Genomic DNA, 13,010 nt, shown 5'->3' with positions numbered 1-13,010 from the left:
GTGGGGGAGCTGCTGCTCCTCCGTGGGCGATACTGGGATCGAACCAGTGACCTCTTCCGTGTCAGGGAAGCGCGCTACCGCTGCGCCAATCGCCCGGGGCCCTTCACATTTCCTGCCGCGCCCGGGTGGGCTTAACGGAAGGAGAGCGGACGACGAGACTCGAACTCGCGACATCCACCTTGGCAAGGTGGTGCTCTACCAACTGAGCTACGTCCGCGTGGGGGAGCTGCTGCTCCTCCGTGGGCGATACTGGGATCGAACCAGTGACCTCTTCCGTGTCAGGGAAGCGCGCTACCGCTGCGCCAATCGCCCTCACTCCCGTGCGGGAGCAGGTTGTGTCCACCGAGGTGGGGACGGGATTCGAACCCGCGTATACGGCTTTGCAGGCCGCTGCCTCGCCTCTCGGCCACCCCACCGTGTAGGCATCTTGATGATGCTTCGACAGTGTCCTGCGAGCGGACGACGAGACTCGAACTCGCGACATCCACCTTGGCAAGGTGGTGCTCTACCAACTGAGCTACGTCCGCGGGAGTTTTCTGCGGAACCCGTGCCCGACTGCGCCTTCCTCGCGGAATGCAGTGTGCCGGTCTCAGGCCCGCTTCAACGAGTAACGACTCTATCGGACCGTGAGCTCATTGCACAAATCCGGCGACCTCGCTCCCTGTCGGGCGCCGCCGGCGCGGATTTGGCACTCGGGGTGCGTCTGGGCTAGAGTCGTAAAGCGCTCGGGCCGGGAAACCGGACGGGCAGGGAACGGGCGATTGGCGCAGTGGTAGCGCGCTTCGTTCACACCGAAGAGGTCACTGGTTCGAACCCAGTATCGCCCACCATCAGGACCCCCGGACTGTGTCCGGGGGTCCTTTGCTCTGTGCAGCGGTCCCTGCGGTGATCCGCGCGCCGAGACTGTCGGACCCCCGTGAAAGGCTTTCACCATGACAGCCCCTGAACTCGCAGCAGCGTCTCCTGACGGGTTCGGACGCATGTACCGGCGTTCGTTCCAGGAACCGCCGACGGTGCCGTCGATCACCACCGTCATCGCCCAGCAGCCGGTCGAGCTGGATGGTTGGCGAAGCTACATGGCGGCCAAGCATGTGGCCGACCACCCGGCGCTCCGCGAAGCGGCAGCGGACCCGTCCCAGATGCGGCGGCTCGTTCGGACCGCTGTGGACGCCTCGGAGGCCTACGCCCGGTCGGCGGCCGAGCGCGGCGACCGGGTCCACAGCTACGCCGAGCAGGTGGCGCTCCAGGCCCTCGGCCGCCCGCACCGGCTCCAGGAAACGCTCGAAGCCCTGCGGGAGCACGGTGAAGAGGGCTTTGCGCGCAGCGTGGACCACTGGTGGCAGGCCTTCGGGGTCGAACCGGTGGCCGCCGAGCTCACCGTCTGGAACCACTCCCTCGGGTACGCGGGCACGCTCGACCTCGTGGCGAGGATCAACGGGCGCATCTGCCTCGTCGACTACAAGACGAAGGGCACGTCGCGGGACGGCAGGGTGAAGGCCCTCGACAACAAGGTGGCGATGCAGCTCGTCGCCGGGATGAAGGCCGAGGAGAGCCTCCTCGACGCCGAAGCAGGCGCGTGGGAACCGTGGGCCCATGGCGAGGACCCGCTGCTCATCGCCGTGGCGGTGGGGGAGACGGAGCACGCCGCCGTCCGCGTCAATCCCGAGGTACGCCGGCACCACTGGTCCACGTTCTGCCAGCTGCGACGCGTCTGGGGTGCCCGGGTGGAGGCAGCCTCCGCCGGCCGCACGCTCCTGCCCCTGGCCCCACCGCCCCCGGCTGCCCTCGCGCCGCAGCCCGCGGTCGACCAGCCCGCCGTCGGCCTCCCCGCCCCTGACCACGCCGCGCGCGGCCTCTAGACTTGAGGGCGCCCCGGCCAGATCGCAGGCCGCACCCTTCCCAGGGCGCCGGACCCGCGCCCACCCGACGAGAAAGGCACCGACCATGGCTGTCCTGCCCATCAGGATCATCGGCGACCCCGTGCTCCGCACAGTCGCCGAACCGGTGACGGAGTTCGGTCCTGGCCTCAGGCGGCTCGTCGCGGACATGCTCGAGACCATGGAGGACGTCGACGGTGCCGGCCTCGCCGCGCCACAGGTCGGCGTCAGCCAGCGCGTCTTCACGTACCAGATGGACGGCGTGCGGGGCCACGTCGTCAATCCGGTGCTCGAGCTCTCGGAGGAGTTCCAGGAGGACATGGTCGAAGGCTGCCTGAGCATCCCCGGGGTGGCGTTCCCCGTCCGGCGCCGCGCCCGCGCGGTGGTGCGGGGCTCCGATGCCGATGGGGCTCCCGTCGAGTTCGAGGCGGAGGGCCTCCTCGCGCGGATCGCCCAGCACGAGACCGACCACCTCGATGGCGTGCTGTTCCCCGACCGGCTCGAGGGCGAGGACCGCAAGGCCGCGCTCCGGGCCATCCGCTCGATCGACTATCGCTCCCAAGTCGATGACACCGTGGGCAAGCGCGCACCCCGCATCGGCTCGGCCTTCGGTGCCGGCAGGGCAGCACCGGGAGCGGCCTTCGGAGCGGGACACCGCCGATGAGGGTGCTCTTCGCGGGCACCCCGCAGGTCGCCGTCCCTTCCCTCGACCGGATCGTGGACGCCGGGTTCGACGTCGTCGGCGTCCTCACCCGCCCGGACGCGCCCCTCGGGCGGAAGAGGATCCTCACTCCCTCGCCCGTCGCCGCCCGCGCCGAAGAGCTCGGGCTCCCGGTCATCAGGGCCTCCCGCATCACCGCCGAGGTCGTCTCCCAGATCGCCGCACTGTCGCCGGATGTCGCCGCCATCGTCGCCTACGGGGGCATCGTCCCGCCGCCTGCCCTTTCCGTCCCTGCCCACGGTTGGGTCAACCTGCACTTCTCCCTCCTGCCCGCGTGGCGCGGCGCTGCGCCGCTGCAGTATTCGGTGATCCACGGCGACGAGGTGGTCGGGGCCTCCACGTTCCAACTCGAGGAGGGCCTCGACACGGGACCCGTGTACGGGACGCTCGTGCTCACGCCGGGTCCTGAGGCCACGAGCGGGGACCTCTTCACCGAGCTCGCCGCCAGCGGGGCCGAGCTGCTGTGCCAGACCCTCTCCGGCATCGCCGCCAGCCGGCTCGAACCGCGCCCGCAGTCCGGCGAACCGACCTTTGCCCCCAAGCTCACGCTCGAGGACGGCCGGCTCGACTGGGACCAGCCCGCACCGGCCCTCCACCGCCGGGCACGGGGAGTCACACCCGAGCCGGGCGCCTGGACCCTCCTCGACGGGCAGCGGCTCAAGCTCGACCCGCCCCGGCTGCGTCCCGACGTGGAAGGCCTCGAGCCGGGACACGTGGCCTGGGCCGGCAAGGCCCTCGTGGTCGGCACGGGGACCCACGCCCTCGAACTCACGAGGGTCCAGCCCGCCGGGAAGAAGATGATGGCAGCCGCAGACTGGGCCCGCGGGGCCGGGAGCATCGAAGGGACGGTGCTCGGATGAGCGACCGCCGAGGACATGACGGAACAGGACGCCGCGGAGAACCCGGGCGCCCCGAGCGCGACGCCGGAGGCCGCGGGCGTCCGGAGGGAGGCGGCTCTGGGGCAAGGCGCGACACCCAGGGGCGCGAGCGCAACCGCGGCGGACGGGGGCCCCGGCAGTTCAGCGGCCAGGCGCCGAGCCAGCGCTCACGCGCCGCAGACCCGGCCCGGCTCGTGGCGTTCGAGGTCCTGCGGGCCGTCTCGCGCGACGACGCGTACGCAAACCTCGTCATGCCGCAGAGCATCCGCCGGCATCGGCTGGACCGCCGCGACGCGGCCTTCGCCACCGAGCTCGCCTACGGGGCGCTACGCGGCCAGGGAACCTACGACGCGATCCTGGCGCTGAACGTCGACCGTCCGCTCTCCCAGCTCGATCCTGCGGTCCTCGACGTCCTCCGCCTCGGCGCCCACCAGCTGCTGGCGATGCGGGTTCCGCCGCACGCGGCGCTCAACCAGACCGTCGCGCTCACCCGCGCTGTGGTCGGCGCCGGACCGTCCTCGCTGGTCAATGCCGTGCTCCGCCGGGTGAGCGGCAAGACCGCGGACGAGTGGCTCGCAGAGCTCGCGGCCGCGCAGCCGGACCCGACCGAGCGGGACGCCCTGGCCCACGCCCATCCGGCGTGGATCGTGCGGGCCCTGCGGCAGTCGCTGGCCGCACACGGACGGTCCCCCGAGGAGATCACCGAGCTTCTCGACGCCGACAACGCAGCCCCGGTGGTCAACCTCGTCGCCCTGCCTGGCCTCGGCCACCTCGAGGAGGCGCTCGAGGCCGGGGCCCAGCCAGGAGAGCTCGTCGAGGATTCGGCGCTCTCAGGAGGCGGCGACCTCGGGCGTCTGCCTGCAGTCCGAGAGGGAACCCTCCGCATCCAGGACGTGGGCTCCCAGCTCGTGGCCAGGGCCGTGGCGGCGGCCCCGGTCCACCCTGGCGGCCAGGCCGGGCCGGCGGACGCCTCCGGCACCGGCGCGCCCGCGGAGCGCTGGCTCGACCTCTGCGCCGGTCCCGGGGGCAAGGCAGCGCTGCTGGGCGCCCTCGCCGCGAAGCAGGGCGCCACCCTCCTCGCCAATGAGGTCGCACCCCACCGGGCCGAGCTCGTCCGCAAGGCGCTGGCACCGGTCCCTGGGTCCGTGTGGGAAGTGCGCACCGGCGACGGCCGCGAACTCGGCCGCGAGAGCCGGGGCCGCTTCGACCGCGTGATCGTCGACGCCCCGTGCACCGGTCTCGGTGCCCTCCGGCGCCGCCCGGAGTCCCGCTGGCGGCGCTCGCCCAGCGATCTCGCCGAGCTGGGACCGCTGCAGCGGGCCCTCCTCGACTCGGCCATCGACGCGGCGGCACCCGGTGGCGTCGTCGGCTACATCACGTGCTCGCCGCACCCTGCCGAGACCACGGTCGTCGTCGCCGACGCCCTGAAGCGGCGCCACGACATCGAGCTGCTGGACGCAGGTGCCGCGCTCGACGCCGTCGCACTGCACCCCCTCGGAGCCGGCCACGAAGGCACGGCGCAGCTCTGGCCACACGTCCACGGGACGGACGCCATGTTCCTCGCACTGTTCCGCAAGCTGCCGGCGGCCACGCCGACGAAGGAGACCTGAGTGACCTGCCGCATCCACCCGAGCATCCTGTCCGCCGACTTCGTGAACCTGGAGGCGGAACTGGGCCGGATCTCCACCGCCGACGCCGTCCACGTCGACGTCATGGACAACCACTTCGTGCCGAACCTGACGCTCGGGCTGCCGGTGGTCGAGAGGATCCAGGCCGTGAGCCCCATCCCGCTCGACGCCCATCTCATGATCTCCGACGCCGACCGCTGGGCGCCGCTGTACGCGGACCTGGGCCTCGCGTCCGTCACCTTCCACGCCGAGGCCGCGATAGCCCCCATCAAGCTCGCCCGCGAGCTGAAGGCCCGAGGCTCTAGGGCGGGCATGGCCCTGCGCCCGGCCACGGCAGTGGAGCCGTACCTCGACATGCTGGCGGAACTGGACATGCTGCTGATCATGACCGTCGAGCCCGGCTTCGGCGGGCAGGCCTTCCTCGACGTGACGCTGCCCAAGATCCGCCGCGCGCGCGAGGCCGTGGACGGCGCGGGGACGGGCCTCGCCATCCAGGTCGACGGCGGCATCTCCCTCTCGACGATCGAGCGCGCGGCCGAGGCCGGGGCGAACGTCTTCGTGGCCGGCTCCGCGGTCTACGGCGCGGACGACGCCGGCGCTGCCGTCGAGAAGCTCAGGTCCCTCGCCGACGGCGCGGCGCGCGCCTGATCCTGTCCGGCGGCCGCCTGTGACGCGCGTCGCGCAGTCGGGCGCCTGGGTGTGGCAGAATGGGCACTGGCCGTTTGGTTGAACTGTCATCAATGACGCGGGTCGTCACTGGACAGCACCGCCGGCGGCCGAACCAACGAAAAACGTGCTCCGGGGTCGGTGAAAGTCCGAACCGGCGGTGATAGTCCGCGACCCGGCGGCCCGCTTGACTCCAAGCGGGGTGCCGGTTGAGCCGGTGGAATTCCGGCACCGACAGTCAAAGTCTGGATGGGAGAAGCACGTACAGTCTGCGGTGCGCTGCGCGCACCGTGTCCTGTCGCAACCCCGGAGCCGCTGCGGTGAAGGGAAGGATGGTTGCGATGGACTTCATGCAGTGGCTCTTGTCGGCGCAGATCCCGGTGGCGGGATCCGCGCTCCTCCTCCGCGAGGTGGTCGGCAATGCGTTCGGCCTCGCGAGCGCCCTCGGCGGAATGGGCCGCCGCGTGTGGGCGTGGCCCGTGGGCATCGCGGGCAATCTGATTCTCCTGACGGTCTTCGCCGGCGCGGCCGTAGGGCTCGCCCCCGAGACGGGGGTGGGCTCCGTGGCGCTGTTCGGCCAGGCCGGCCGGCAGCTGATGTTCCTGGCGGTCTCGGCGTACGGATGGGTGCAGTGGCAGCGCGGGCGGACGGCGTCCCGGGAGGCAGCGGGCGGTCCGGTGCCGTCCGACGGTGCCATCGCGCCCCGCTGGGCCGGGAAGCGCGCGCGCTTCGGGCTCGTTCTCGCCATGGCTGCCGGCATGGCGGCCCTCACCCCGCTGTTCTCCGCCCTCGGCTCCTACCCGCCGGTCTGGGCGGACGCGTGGACGTTCATGGGCTCGCTGCTCGCGACGTACGGAATGGCCCGCGGCTGGACCGAGTTCTGGCTCATCTGGGTCGCCGTCGACCTCGTCGGCGTCCCGCTCCTCTTCAGCGCCGGCTATGTCGCGAGCGGCGTCATGTACGCCTTCTACGGCGCCTTCACCCTCATCGGCTTCTTCGTCTGGGCGCGCGCCCAGCGGCAGACGGCCCGCCGCGCCGCCGACGAGTTCGCGGCGGTGGCCGCGTGAGCATCCCCGACACGGCGCACGCCGCACGGCCGGCCGATCCGGAGGTCATGGACGAGGCCCTCGCCCTGGCCGCCCGCGGCGTGCGCGGAGCGAACCCGCTCGTGGGTGCCGTGGCCGTCGGGTCCGACGGCGAGGTCCTCGCCAGAGGCTGGCACCGCGGGGCCGGAACCGCACACGCTGAGGGGGACGCGATCGCCCAGGCCGCCCAACGAGGCATCGACCTGACCGGGTCGACCATGTACGTCACCCTCGAACCCTGCAACCACACGGGGCGGACCGGGCCCTGCGCGCAGGCGCTCATCGCGGCCGGCGTCGCACGCGTCGTCTACGCGATCGACGACCCCCACGATGTCGCGAGCGGGGGAGCCGCCACCCTCAGGGCGGCGGGCATCGAGGTCACCTCCGGGGTCCGGGCCGCCCAGGCTGCGGAGCTCAACCGCCGGTGGCTGGCCGCGGTCGCGGCGCGGCGGCCCTTCGTGACGCTCCACATGGCCCAGACGCTCGACTCCCGCATCGCGGCCGAGGACGGCACGAGCCAGTGGATCACGTGCGACGAGTCCCTCGTGGACAACCACGCCCTCCGGGCGCGGATCGACGCGATCCTCGTGGGAAGCCAGACCGTCGCCGTCGACAACCCGCGCCTCACGGCACGGGCCGAGGACGGGTCGCTCCTGGCGCACCAGCCCCTCCGGGCCGTCATGGGGCTGAGCGCGGTTCCCGGGGACGCCGCAGTCCGCGGCACCGACGGCCGCTTCGTCCACCTGCCCACCCAGGACCCGGCGGAGGCCCTCGACGCGCTCTTCGCCCGCGGCGTGCGCCACCTCATGGTGGAGGGCGGCGCGCGCATCATCGCGGCGTTCCTCGCCGCCGGGCTCGTCGACGAGCTCATCGTGTACCAGGCGCCGACCATCCTCGGCTCGGGGAAGAACGCGGTCGCGGACCTCGGCATCCGCACCCTCGCCGACGCCCAGCACTGGGACTGGGACGAGTCCGACGGCGGCGCTGTCCGCCGGCTCGGGGCCGACGTCAGGCTCCATCTCGTCCCCGCCGCCACCCCGCCCGCATCCGAGAAGGAGATCCACTGATGTTCACCGGAATCATCGCCGAACGCGGCACGGTCGAAGACGTCCGACGCTCGGGCGACAGCGCCGTCCTGACGCTCACCGCCCCCACCCTCGCCCAGGACCTGCCGCTCGGCGGCTCGATCGCCGTCGACGGATGCTGCCTCACAGCAGTGACGAACGACGGCACCAGGTTCGCGGTCGACGTGATGGGGGAGTCGCTCGCCCGCACCACGATCGGCGCCCTCGCCCCCGGGGACAAGGTCAACCTCGAACGCTGCGTCCCGGCCGGCGGCCGGCTCGACGGCCACGTCGTGCAGGGCCACGTGGACGGCGTCGGCACGCTTCTCGAGCGCGAGCCGCTCGAGAACTGGAACCGGCTGCGGTTCGCCGTGCCCGCTGACCTCGCCCGGTACATCGCCGAGAAGGGCTCCATCGCCGTCGACGGCGTCTCGCTCACCGTGACGGCGGTGAGCGGCCCCGCAGCGCCCGAGCCCTGGTTCGAAGTCGGGCTCATTCCTGCGACCCTCGCCGAGACCGGCCTCGGCGACAAGGCCGTCGGGGCGCCCGTGAACCTCGAGGTCGACGTCCTCGCCAAGTACACCGCGCGGCTCCTCTCCTTCGGGCACACCGCCCCCGAGCAGCCCCGCGCCGCCGCAGAGGAGGCACGCCCGTGACGCGCACCGCCCAGGACATCAGGCTCGAGCCGGTCCAGGCCGCCCTCGACGCGCTCCGCGCCGGCCGGCCCGTGCTCGTGGTCGACGACGAGGACCGCGAGAACGAGGGCGACATCGTCTTCGCCGCCCAGCACGCGACGCCGGCGCTCATGGGCTGGACCATCCGCCACTCGTCCGGCGTCATCTGCGTCCCGCTGCCGGGCGAGACCGCGGACCGCCTGGCCCTCCCGCCCATGGTCGAGGACAACCAGGACGCCAAGGGCACCGCGTACACCGTCTCGTGCGACGTCCGGGCCGGGGTCTCCACCGGGATCAGCGCCACCGACAGGGCCCGCACGGTCCTCGCGCTCGCCGACCCCGGATCTGGACCGGCGGACTTCGCCCGCCCGGGGCATATATTCCCGCTGCGGGCCGTTGACGGTGGTGTACTGGTCCGTCAGGGCCACACCGAGGCGGCCGTCGAACTGTGCCGCCTCGCTGGCCTCGCCCCCGTCGGGGTGATCGCCGAAGTGGTCCACGACGATGGCGAGATGATGCGGCTCCCCGCCCTGCGGGCCTTCGCCGACGAGCACGGGTGCCCGCTCATCTCGATCGAGGACCTTGCAGCCCATGTGGCCGCCCTCCGGGGCGCTCGAGGAGGAGACGGATGAGCAAGAACGCGCCGCACCACTCCGCGCAGCAGGACGGCACCCCTCCTGTGACGGTGTCCGGCGGACCGGTCGTGAAGCTGCCGACGGCGTTCGGCGAGTTCATCGCCCAGGCCTGGGTCGACGAGGCGACTGGCGTCGAGCACCTCGCGGTGAGCTCGCCCGAGCCCCCCGCCCACGGGTCCGCCCCGCTGGTGCGCCTCCACTCGGAGTGCCTCACGGGGGATGTCTTCGCCTCCTACCGCTGCGACTGCGGCGAGCAGCTCGCCTACGCGCTCGGCCTCATCAGGGCGCAGGGCGGGACGCTGCTCTACCTGCGCGGGCACGAGGGTCGCGGGATCGGCCTCGCCAACAAGATCAAGGCCTACGCGCTGCAGGAGGCCGGCTTCGACACGGTCGAGGCGAACGAGCAGCTCGGGCTGCCGGTGGACGCGCGCTCCTACACTGCGGCGGCGCTCATCCTGGCCGAGATGGGCCTGACGAGCATCCGCCTCCTGAGCAACAACCCCGACAAGAAGAACCGGCTCGCCACCGCGGGCGTGCACGTGGTGGAGATGGTGCCCACGGAGGTGCCCTCCCGTGCGGAGAACCTGCGCTACCTCAGGACCAAGAAGGAGCGCATGGACCACCTCCTGAGGCTCGACCTCGAGCACACGGGGCTCCGCGTCATCGGCGAGCCCGACTGACCCGCCGCCCCCCACCCAACGGCCCCTGCGGGCCCACCGAACGCTCCGGCCACCGGAGCACCACCGACGAAGGAAGAACCATCGCATGAGCGGCCACGGCGCCCCCACACTGTCCCTCGACAACCCCGACCTCGCCGGCCTCCGGCTCGCGGTCGTCGCTGCCAGCTGGCACACCCAGATCATGGACGGGCTGGTCGACGGTGCCCTGCGCGCCGCGGCCGAGGCCGGCATCGCCGACCCCACCCTCGTGCGGGTGCCGGGCAGCTTCGAGCTGCCGGTCGCCGCCGCGCGCCTCGCCGGGACGCACGACGCCGTCGTGGCGCTCGGCGTCGTCATCAGGGGCGGCACCCCCCACTTCGAGTACGTGTGCGAGGCGGCCACCGTCGGCCTGACGGACGTGAGCGTCCGCACCGGCGTCCCGGTGGGGTTCGGGGTCCTCACATGCGACACCGAGGAGCAGGGCATCGACCGCGCAGGGCTGCCCGGCTCGAGCGAGGACAAGGGCCACGAGGCGACGACCGCGGCGCTGCTGACGGCCGCGACGCTCCGGGCGCTCTAGCCTCCGTGCACGCCCCCGCCGGGGTGTCGGATTGGTCACAGGCCAGCGGTCACAGACCCGGTGCCGGTGCAGGCCGCGTCCCGCCCTCCAGTAGGCTTGAGGCCGTGAAGGATTTCGAGACACTGTTCGCCGAGCTCAGCGAGAAGGCCGAGAAGCGCCCGGCCGGATCGCGCACCGTCGCCGAACTGGAGTCCGGAGTGCACGGCATCGGCAAGAAGATCGTCGAAGAGGCCGCCGAGGTGTGGATGGCCGCCGAGTACGAGACGGACGAGGAAGCCGCCGAGGAGATCTCCCAGCTGCTCTACCACCTCCAGGTGCTCATGCTGGCCAAGGGCCTGTCGCTGCAGGACGTCTACCGTCATCTGTAGCCGCGGCGCCTGCCTCTGCACGGCAGGCCTCCGCGGCACGGCCGCCCCCGCCACACGTCCCACACCCAGAAAGCCCCCCATGCTCCGTGTAGCCGTCCCGAACAAGGGATCACTGTCCGAAGCCGCCTCGTCGATGCTCGCCGAGGCCGGCTACCGCCAGCGCCGCGAAGGGCGCGAGCTGGTCATGGTCGACCCCGACAACGACATCGAGTTCTTCTTCCTGCGCCCGCGGGACATTGCGGTGTACGTCGGCCACGGCACCCTCGATGTCGGCATCACCGGCCGGGACCTGCTGCTCGACGCCGAGGTGGAGGCGGACGAGTTGCTCGCCCTCGGCTTCGCCGCGTCGACGTTCCGGTTCGCCGGGCCGGCCGGCACGTTCTCGAGCCTCGAGGACCTCGAGGGCAAGCGGATCGCGACCAGCTACGACGGCCTCGTGCGCCGCTACCTGGGCGAGCGCGGCATCGCCGCCTCCCACGTGGTCCGCCTCGATGGCGCCGTCGAGTCCTCGGTCCGACTGGGCGTCGCCGACGCGATCGCCGACGTCGTGGAGACGGGCAACACGCTCAAGGCCGCCGGGATGGAGGTCTTCGGGGAGCCGCTCCTGCAGTCGGAGGCGGTCCTCATCGGCCGCCCGGGGCACAGCCTGCCGGCGATCGACGTCCTCATCCGCCGCCTCCAGGGCGTCCTCGTGGCCCGCCAGTACGTGCTCATGGACTACGACATCCGCAAGGACCTCGTCGAGAAGGCCGCCGCGCTCACCCCGGGTCTCGAGTCCCCGACCGTCTCGCCGCTGCGCGACTCCGAGTGGGTGGCGGTGCGCTCGATGGTGCCCAAGCGGGAGACGAACCGCATCATGGACGAGCTGTACGACCTGGGCGCCCGCGCCATCCTGGTCAGCAGCATCCACGCCTGCCGCATCTAGGGGAGGGGCCGCCATGAGTGTTGCCGTCCGCGTCATCCCGTGCCTCGACGTCGACGCCGGCCGCGTCGTGAAGGGCGTGAACTTCCTGAACCTCCGCGACGCCGGCGACCCGGTCGAGCTCGCCCACCGCTACGACGCCGCCGGCGCCGACGAGCTCACGTTCCTCGACGTCACGGCCTCCTCCGCCGACCGCCAGACGACCTTCGACGTGGTGCGGCGCACCGCCGAGGAAGTCTTCATCCCGCTCACCGTCGGGGGCGGCGTCCGGGGAGTGGCCGACGTCGACCGCCTCCTCCGCGAGGGAGCGGACAAGGCGTCGATCAACACCGCGGCGATTGCCCGTCCCGAGGTGATCGACGAGATCACCCGCCACTTCGGCTCCCAGGTCCTCGTGCTCTCCGTCGACGCCCGGCGCGTCCAAGGAGACGTCGTGACCCCGTCCGGCTTCGAGGTCACCACGCACGGCGGCCGGCGCGGCACGGGCATCGACGCGGTTGCCTGGGCCAAGGAGGCCGCGGACCGCGGTGTGGGGGAGATCCTGCTGAACTCGATCGACGCCGACGGCACCAAGGAGGGCTTCGACCTCGAGCTCATCCGCCTCATCCGCGCGGCGGTCAGGGTTCCGATCATCGCCTCGGGCGGGGCCGGCGTCCCCGAGCACTTCCCCCCGGCGATCGCGGCAGGGGCCGACGCGGTGCTGGCCGCGTCGATGTTCCACTTCGGTCCGGCGGACATGATCGGCCAGGTCAAGGCCGCCATCCGTGAGGCCGGCTACCCGGTCCGCTAGGAGGCGCTGACCTTCGCGGCCTCGCGCCACCCGTCGGCGAGGTACGCGGGCACCTTCGCCGGATCGCCGTCGACGAGCGTGACGAGCCACTCTGCGCCCTCGAGGAAGGCCTCCTCGGCGAGCGCCGAGACGACCGCCGCGCCGAGCCGGCCGTCGGCGTCGTCCGCGGCGAACTCGAACCCGCCGATCGCGGCGACGCCCTCACCGAAGGCGATGAGCCCCTTCGCGGCAGGCCGGCCCCAGATGGTGAGCTCCACCGCGTCGTACTCGCCGAGGGGCGCCTCCGCGAGCCCACCGCCCTCGGGCAGCTTCGGCGGCTGGGACACGTCTGCGGTGGCGATCGCCAGCACGGTCGCGTCCGCGGGCCCGACGCCGCCGTGCGGCGCGAGCGCTCGGTCGTCGCCGAGCGCGGCGAAGAGCGGTGCGAGGGTGTCCCAGCGGAGGTCGAAGTCAGTCATGGCTC

The 13,010-nt window shown here is 72.4% G+C and carries 15 protein-coding genes, 6 tRNA genes and 1 riboswitch; of the genes, 15 read left to right on the top strand and 6 right to left on the bottom strand.

Annotated elements, in window-relative coordinates; all coding sequences use genetic code 11:
* Nucleotides 1-23 precede the first annotated feature (23 nt).
* The 5 genes from J2W21_RS18475 to J2W21_RS18455 all read right to left on the bottom strand — a co-directional run bounded on the left by J2W21_RS18475 (nucleotide 24) and on the right by J2W21_RS18455 (nucleotide 527).
* Nucleotides 24-95 (bottom strand) — tRNA-Val (locus J2W21_RS18475).
* Nucleotides 96-144: 49 nt separating this feature from the next.
* A tRNA-Gly gene (locus J2W21_RS18470) sits at nucleotides 145-217 on the bottom strand.
* A gap of 23 nt (nucleotides 218-240) precedes the next feature.
* Nucleotides 241-312, bottom strand: a tRNA-Val gene (locus tag J2W21_RS18465).
* Between the two features lie 33 nt (nucleotides 313-345).
* Nucleotides 346-416, bottom strand: a tRNA-Cys gene (locus J2W21_RS18460).
* A 38-nt stretch (nucleotides 417-454) separates the two neighbouring features.
* Nucleotides 455-527, bottom strand: a tRNA-Gly gene (locus J2W21_RS18455).
* Nucleotides 528-755: 228 nt separating this feature from the next.
* On the opposite strand from J2W21_RS18455, the gene J2W21_RS18450 reads away from it, so the two are divergent.
* The 15 genes from J2W21_RS18450 (at nucleotide 756) to hisF (ending at nucleotide 12,547) form a co-directional block, all read left to right on the top strand.
* Nucleotides 756-830: transfer RNA gene (locus tag J2W21_RS18450), tRNA-Val, on the top strand.
* Nucleotides 831-932: 102 nt separating this feature from the next.
* Nucleotides 933-1,859 carry a PD-(D/E)XK nuclease family protein gene (locus J2W21_RS18445; protein ID WP_307115976.1) on the top strand — a complete coding sequence of 309 codons (927 nt, stop codon included), beginning with the start codon at nucleotides 933-935 and terminating at the stop codon, nucleotides 1,857-1,859.
* A gap of 85 nt (nucleotides 1,860-1,944) precedes the next feature.
* Nucleotides 1,945-2,541 (top strand): peptide deformylase, encoded by a 597-nt coding sequence (def, locus tag J2W21_RS18440; protein WP_307115975.1) that lies wholly within the window; start codon nucleotides 1,945-1,947, stop codon nucleotides 2,539-2,541.
* Complete coding sequence (gene fmt / locus J2W21_RS18435; RefSeq protein WP_307115974.1) at nucleotides 2,538-3,458, top strand: methionyl-tRNA formyltransferase; 921 nt, start codon at nucleotides 2,538-2,540, stop codon at nucleotides 3,456-3,458. Before def ends, fmt begins: the two co-directional genes overlap by 4 nt.
* Nucleotides 3,455-5,086 carry an RsmB/NOP family class I SAM-dependent RNA methyltransferase gene (locus J2W21_RS18430; protein WP_307115973.1) on the top strand — a complete coding sequence of 544 codons (1,632 nt, stop codon included), beginning with the start codon at nucleotides 3,455-3,457 and terminating at the stop codon, nucleotides 5,084-5,086. The genes fmt and J2W21_RS18430 overlap by 4 nt, the downstream gene beginning before the upstream one ends.
* The gene (gene rpe / locus J2W21_RS18425; RefSeq protein ID WP_307115972.1) at nucleotides 5,087-5,752 is read left to right on the top strand and encodes a ribulose-phosphate 3-epimerase; all 666 of its coding nucleotides are present in this window, start codon (nucleotides 5,087-5,089) and stop codon (nucleotides 5,750-5,752) included. It begins immediately after the preceding gene.
* 141 nt (nucleotides 5,753-5,893) lie between these two features.
* Nucleotides 5,894-6,036: riboswitch (FMN riboswitch) on the top strand.
* A gap of 75 nt (nucleotides 6,037-6,111) precedes the next feature.
* Nucleotides 6,112-6,837 (top strand): nicotinamide riboside transporter PnuC, encoded by a 726-nt coding sequence (gene pnuC / locus J2W21_RS18420; RefSeq protein WP_307115971.1) that lies wholly within the window; start codon nucleotides 6,112-6,114, stop codon nucleotides 6,835-6,837.
* Nucleotides 6,838-6,884: 47 nt separating this feature from the next.
* Complete coding sequence (ribD, locus tag J2W21_RS18415; RefSeq protein ID WP_373423128.1) at nucleotides 6,885-7,922, top strand: bifunctional diaminohydroxyphosphoribosylaminopyrimidine deaminase/5-amino-6-(5-phosphoribosylamino)uracil reductase RibD; 1,038 nt, start codon at nucleotides 6,885-6,887, stop codon at nucleotides 7,920-7,922.
* Nucleotides 7,922-8,575, top strand: coding sequence for a riboflavin synthase (locus J2W21_RS18410; RefSeq protein WP_307115969.1), 654 nt, complete (start codon nucleotides 7,922-7,924; stop codon nucleotides 8,573-8,575). Before ribD ends, J2W21_RS18410 begins: the two co-directional genes overlap by 1 nt.
* Nucleotides 8,572-9,225: a 3,4-dihydroxy-2-butanone-4-phosphate synthase gene (gene ribB / locus J2W21_RS18405; RefSeq protein WP_307115968.1), complete on the top strand. Its 654-nt coding sequence runs from the start codon at nucleotides 8,572-8,574 to the stop codon at nucleotides 9,223-9,225. Before J2W21_RS18410 ends, ribB begins: the two co-directional genes overlap by 4 nt.
* The gene (ribA, locus tag J2W21_RS18400; RefSeq protein ID WP_307115967.1) at nucleotides 9,222-9,908 is read left to right on the top strand and encodes a GTP cyclohydrolase II; all 687 of its coding nucleotides are present in this window, start codon (nucleotides 9,222-9,224) and stop codon (nucleotides 9,906-9,908) included. Before ribB ends, ribA begins: the two co-directional genes overlap by 4 nt.
* 85 nt (nucleotides 9,909-9,993) lie before the next feature.
* Nucleotides 9,994-10,467, top strand: coding sequence for a 6,7-dimethyl-8-ribityllumazine synthase (ribH, locus tag J2W21_RS18395; RefSeq protein ID WP_307006237.1), 474 nt, complete (start codon nucleotides 9,994-9,996; stop codon nucleotides 10,465-10,467).
* Between the two features lie 104 nt (nucleotides 10,468-10,571).
* Complete coding sequence (locus tag J2W21_RS18390; RefSeq protein WP_066497578.1) at nucleotides 10,572-10,835, top strand: phosphoribosyl-ATP diphosphatase; 264 nt, start codon at nucleotides 10,572-10,574, stop codon at nucleotides 10,833-10,835.
* 79 nt (nucleotides 10,836-10,914) lie between these two features.
* Nucleotides 10,915-11,760: an ATP phosphoribosyltransferase gene (gene hisG, locus J2W21_RS18385; protein ID WP_307115966.1), complete on the top strand. Its 846-nt coding sequence runs from the start codon at nucleotides 10,915-10,917 to the stop codon at nucleotides 11,758-11,760.
* Between the two features lie 13 nt (nucleotides 11,761-11,773).
* The gene (gene hisF / locus J2W21_RS18380; protein ID WP_307115965.1) at nucleotides 11,774-12,547 is read left to right on the top strand and encodes an imidazole glycerol phosphate synthase subunit HisF; all 774 of its coding nucleotides are present in this window, start codon (nucleotides 11,774-11,776) and stop codon (nucleotides 12,545-12,547) included.
* Here hisF and J2W21_RS18375 read toward each other — a convergent pair.
* Nucleotides 12,544-13,005, bottom strand: coding sequence for a hypothetical protein (locus J2W21_RS18375; RefSeq protein ID WP_307115964.1), 462 nt, complete (start codon nucleotides 13,003-13,005; stop codon nucleotides 12,544-12,546). The genes hisF and J2W21_RS18375 overlap by 4 nt on opposite strands.
* Nucleotides 13,006-13,010 lie beyond the last annotated feature (5 nt).

Source organism: Sinomonas atrocyanea (assembly GCF_030811715.1).
GTDB lineage: Bacteria > Actinomycetota > Actinomycetes > Actinomycetales > Micrococcaceae > Sinomonas > Sinomonas atrocyanea_A.
The sequence above is the reverse complement of the archived record's forward strand: the minus strand, read 5'-3'. Positions and strand labels throughout refer to the sequence as shown.

What these genes read in the sequence shown, in the direction of transcription:
- J2W21_RS18445 (WP_307115976.1), top strand. Translation starts at nt 933, where the DNA reads ATGACAGCCCCTGAACTCGCAGCAGCGTCTCCTGACGGGTTCGGACGC.
- def (WP_307115975.1), top strand. Translation starts at nt 1,945, where the DNA reads ATGGCTGTCCTGCCCATCAGGATCATCGGCGACCCCGTGCTCCGCACA.
- fmt (WP_307115974.1), top strand. Translation starts at nt 2,538, where the DNA reads ATGAGGGTGCTCTTCGCGGGCACCCCGCAGGTCGCCGTCCCTTCCCTC.
- J2W21_RS18430 (WP_307115973.1), top strand. Translation starts at nt 3,455, where the DNA reads ATGAGCGACCGCCGAGGACATGACGGAACAGGACGCCGCGGAGAACCC.
- pnuC (WP_307115971.1), top strand. Translation starts at nt 6,112, where the DNA reads ATGGACTTCATGCAGTGGCTCTTGTCGGCGCAGATCCCGGTGGCGGGA.
- ribD (WP_373423128.1), top strand. Translation starts at nt 6,885, where the DNA reads ATGGACGAGGCCCTCGCCCTGGCCGCCCGCGGCGTGCGCGGAGCGAAC.
- J2W21_RS18410 (WP_307115969.1), top strand. Translation starts at nt 7,922, where the DNA reads ATGTTCACCGGAATCATCGCCGAACGCGGCACGGTCGAAGACGTCCGA.
- ribA (WP_307115967.1), top strand. Translation starts at nt 9,222, where the DNA reads ATGAGCAAGAACGCGCCGCACCACTCCGCGCAGCAGGACGGCACCCCT.
- ribH (WP_307006237.1), top strand. Translation starts at nt 9,994, where the DNA reads ATGAGCGGCCACGGCGCCCCCACACTGTCCCTCGACAACCCCGACCTC.
- hisG (WP_307115966.1), top strand. Translation starts at nt 10,915, where the DNA reads ATGCTCCGTGTAGCCGTCCCGAACAAGGGATCACTGTCCGAAGCCGCC.
- hisF (WP_307115965.1), top strand. Translation starts at nt 11,774, where the DNA reads ATGAGTGTTGCCGTCCGCGTCATCCCGTGCCTCGACGTCGACGCCGGC.
- J2W21_RS18375 (WP_307115964.1), bottom strand. Translation starts at nt 13,005, where the DNA reads ATGACTGACTTCGACCTCCGCTGGGACACCCTCGCACCGCTCTTCGCC.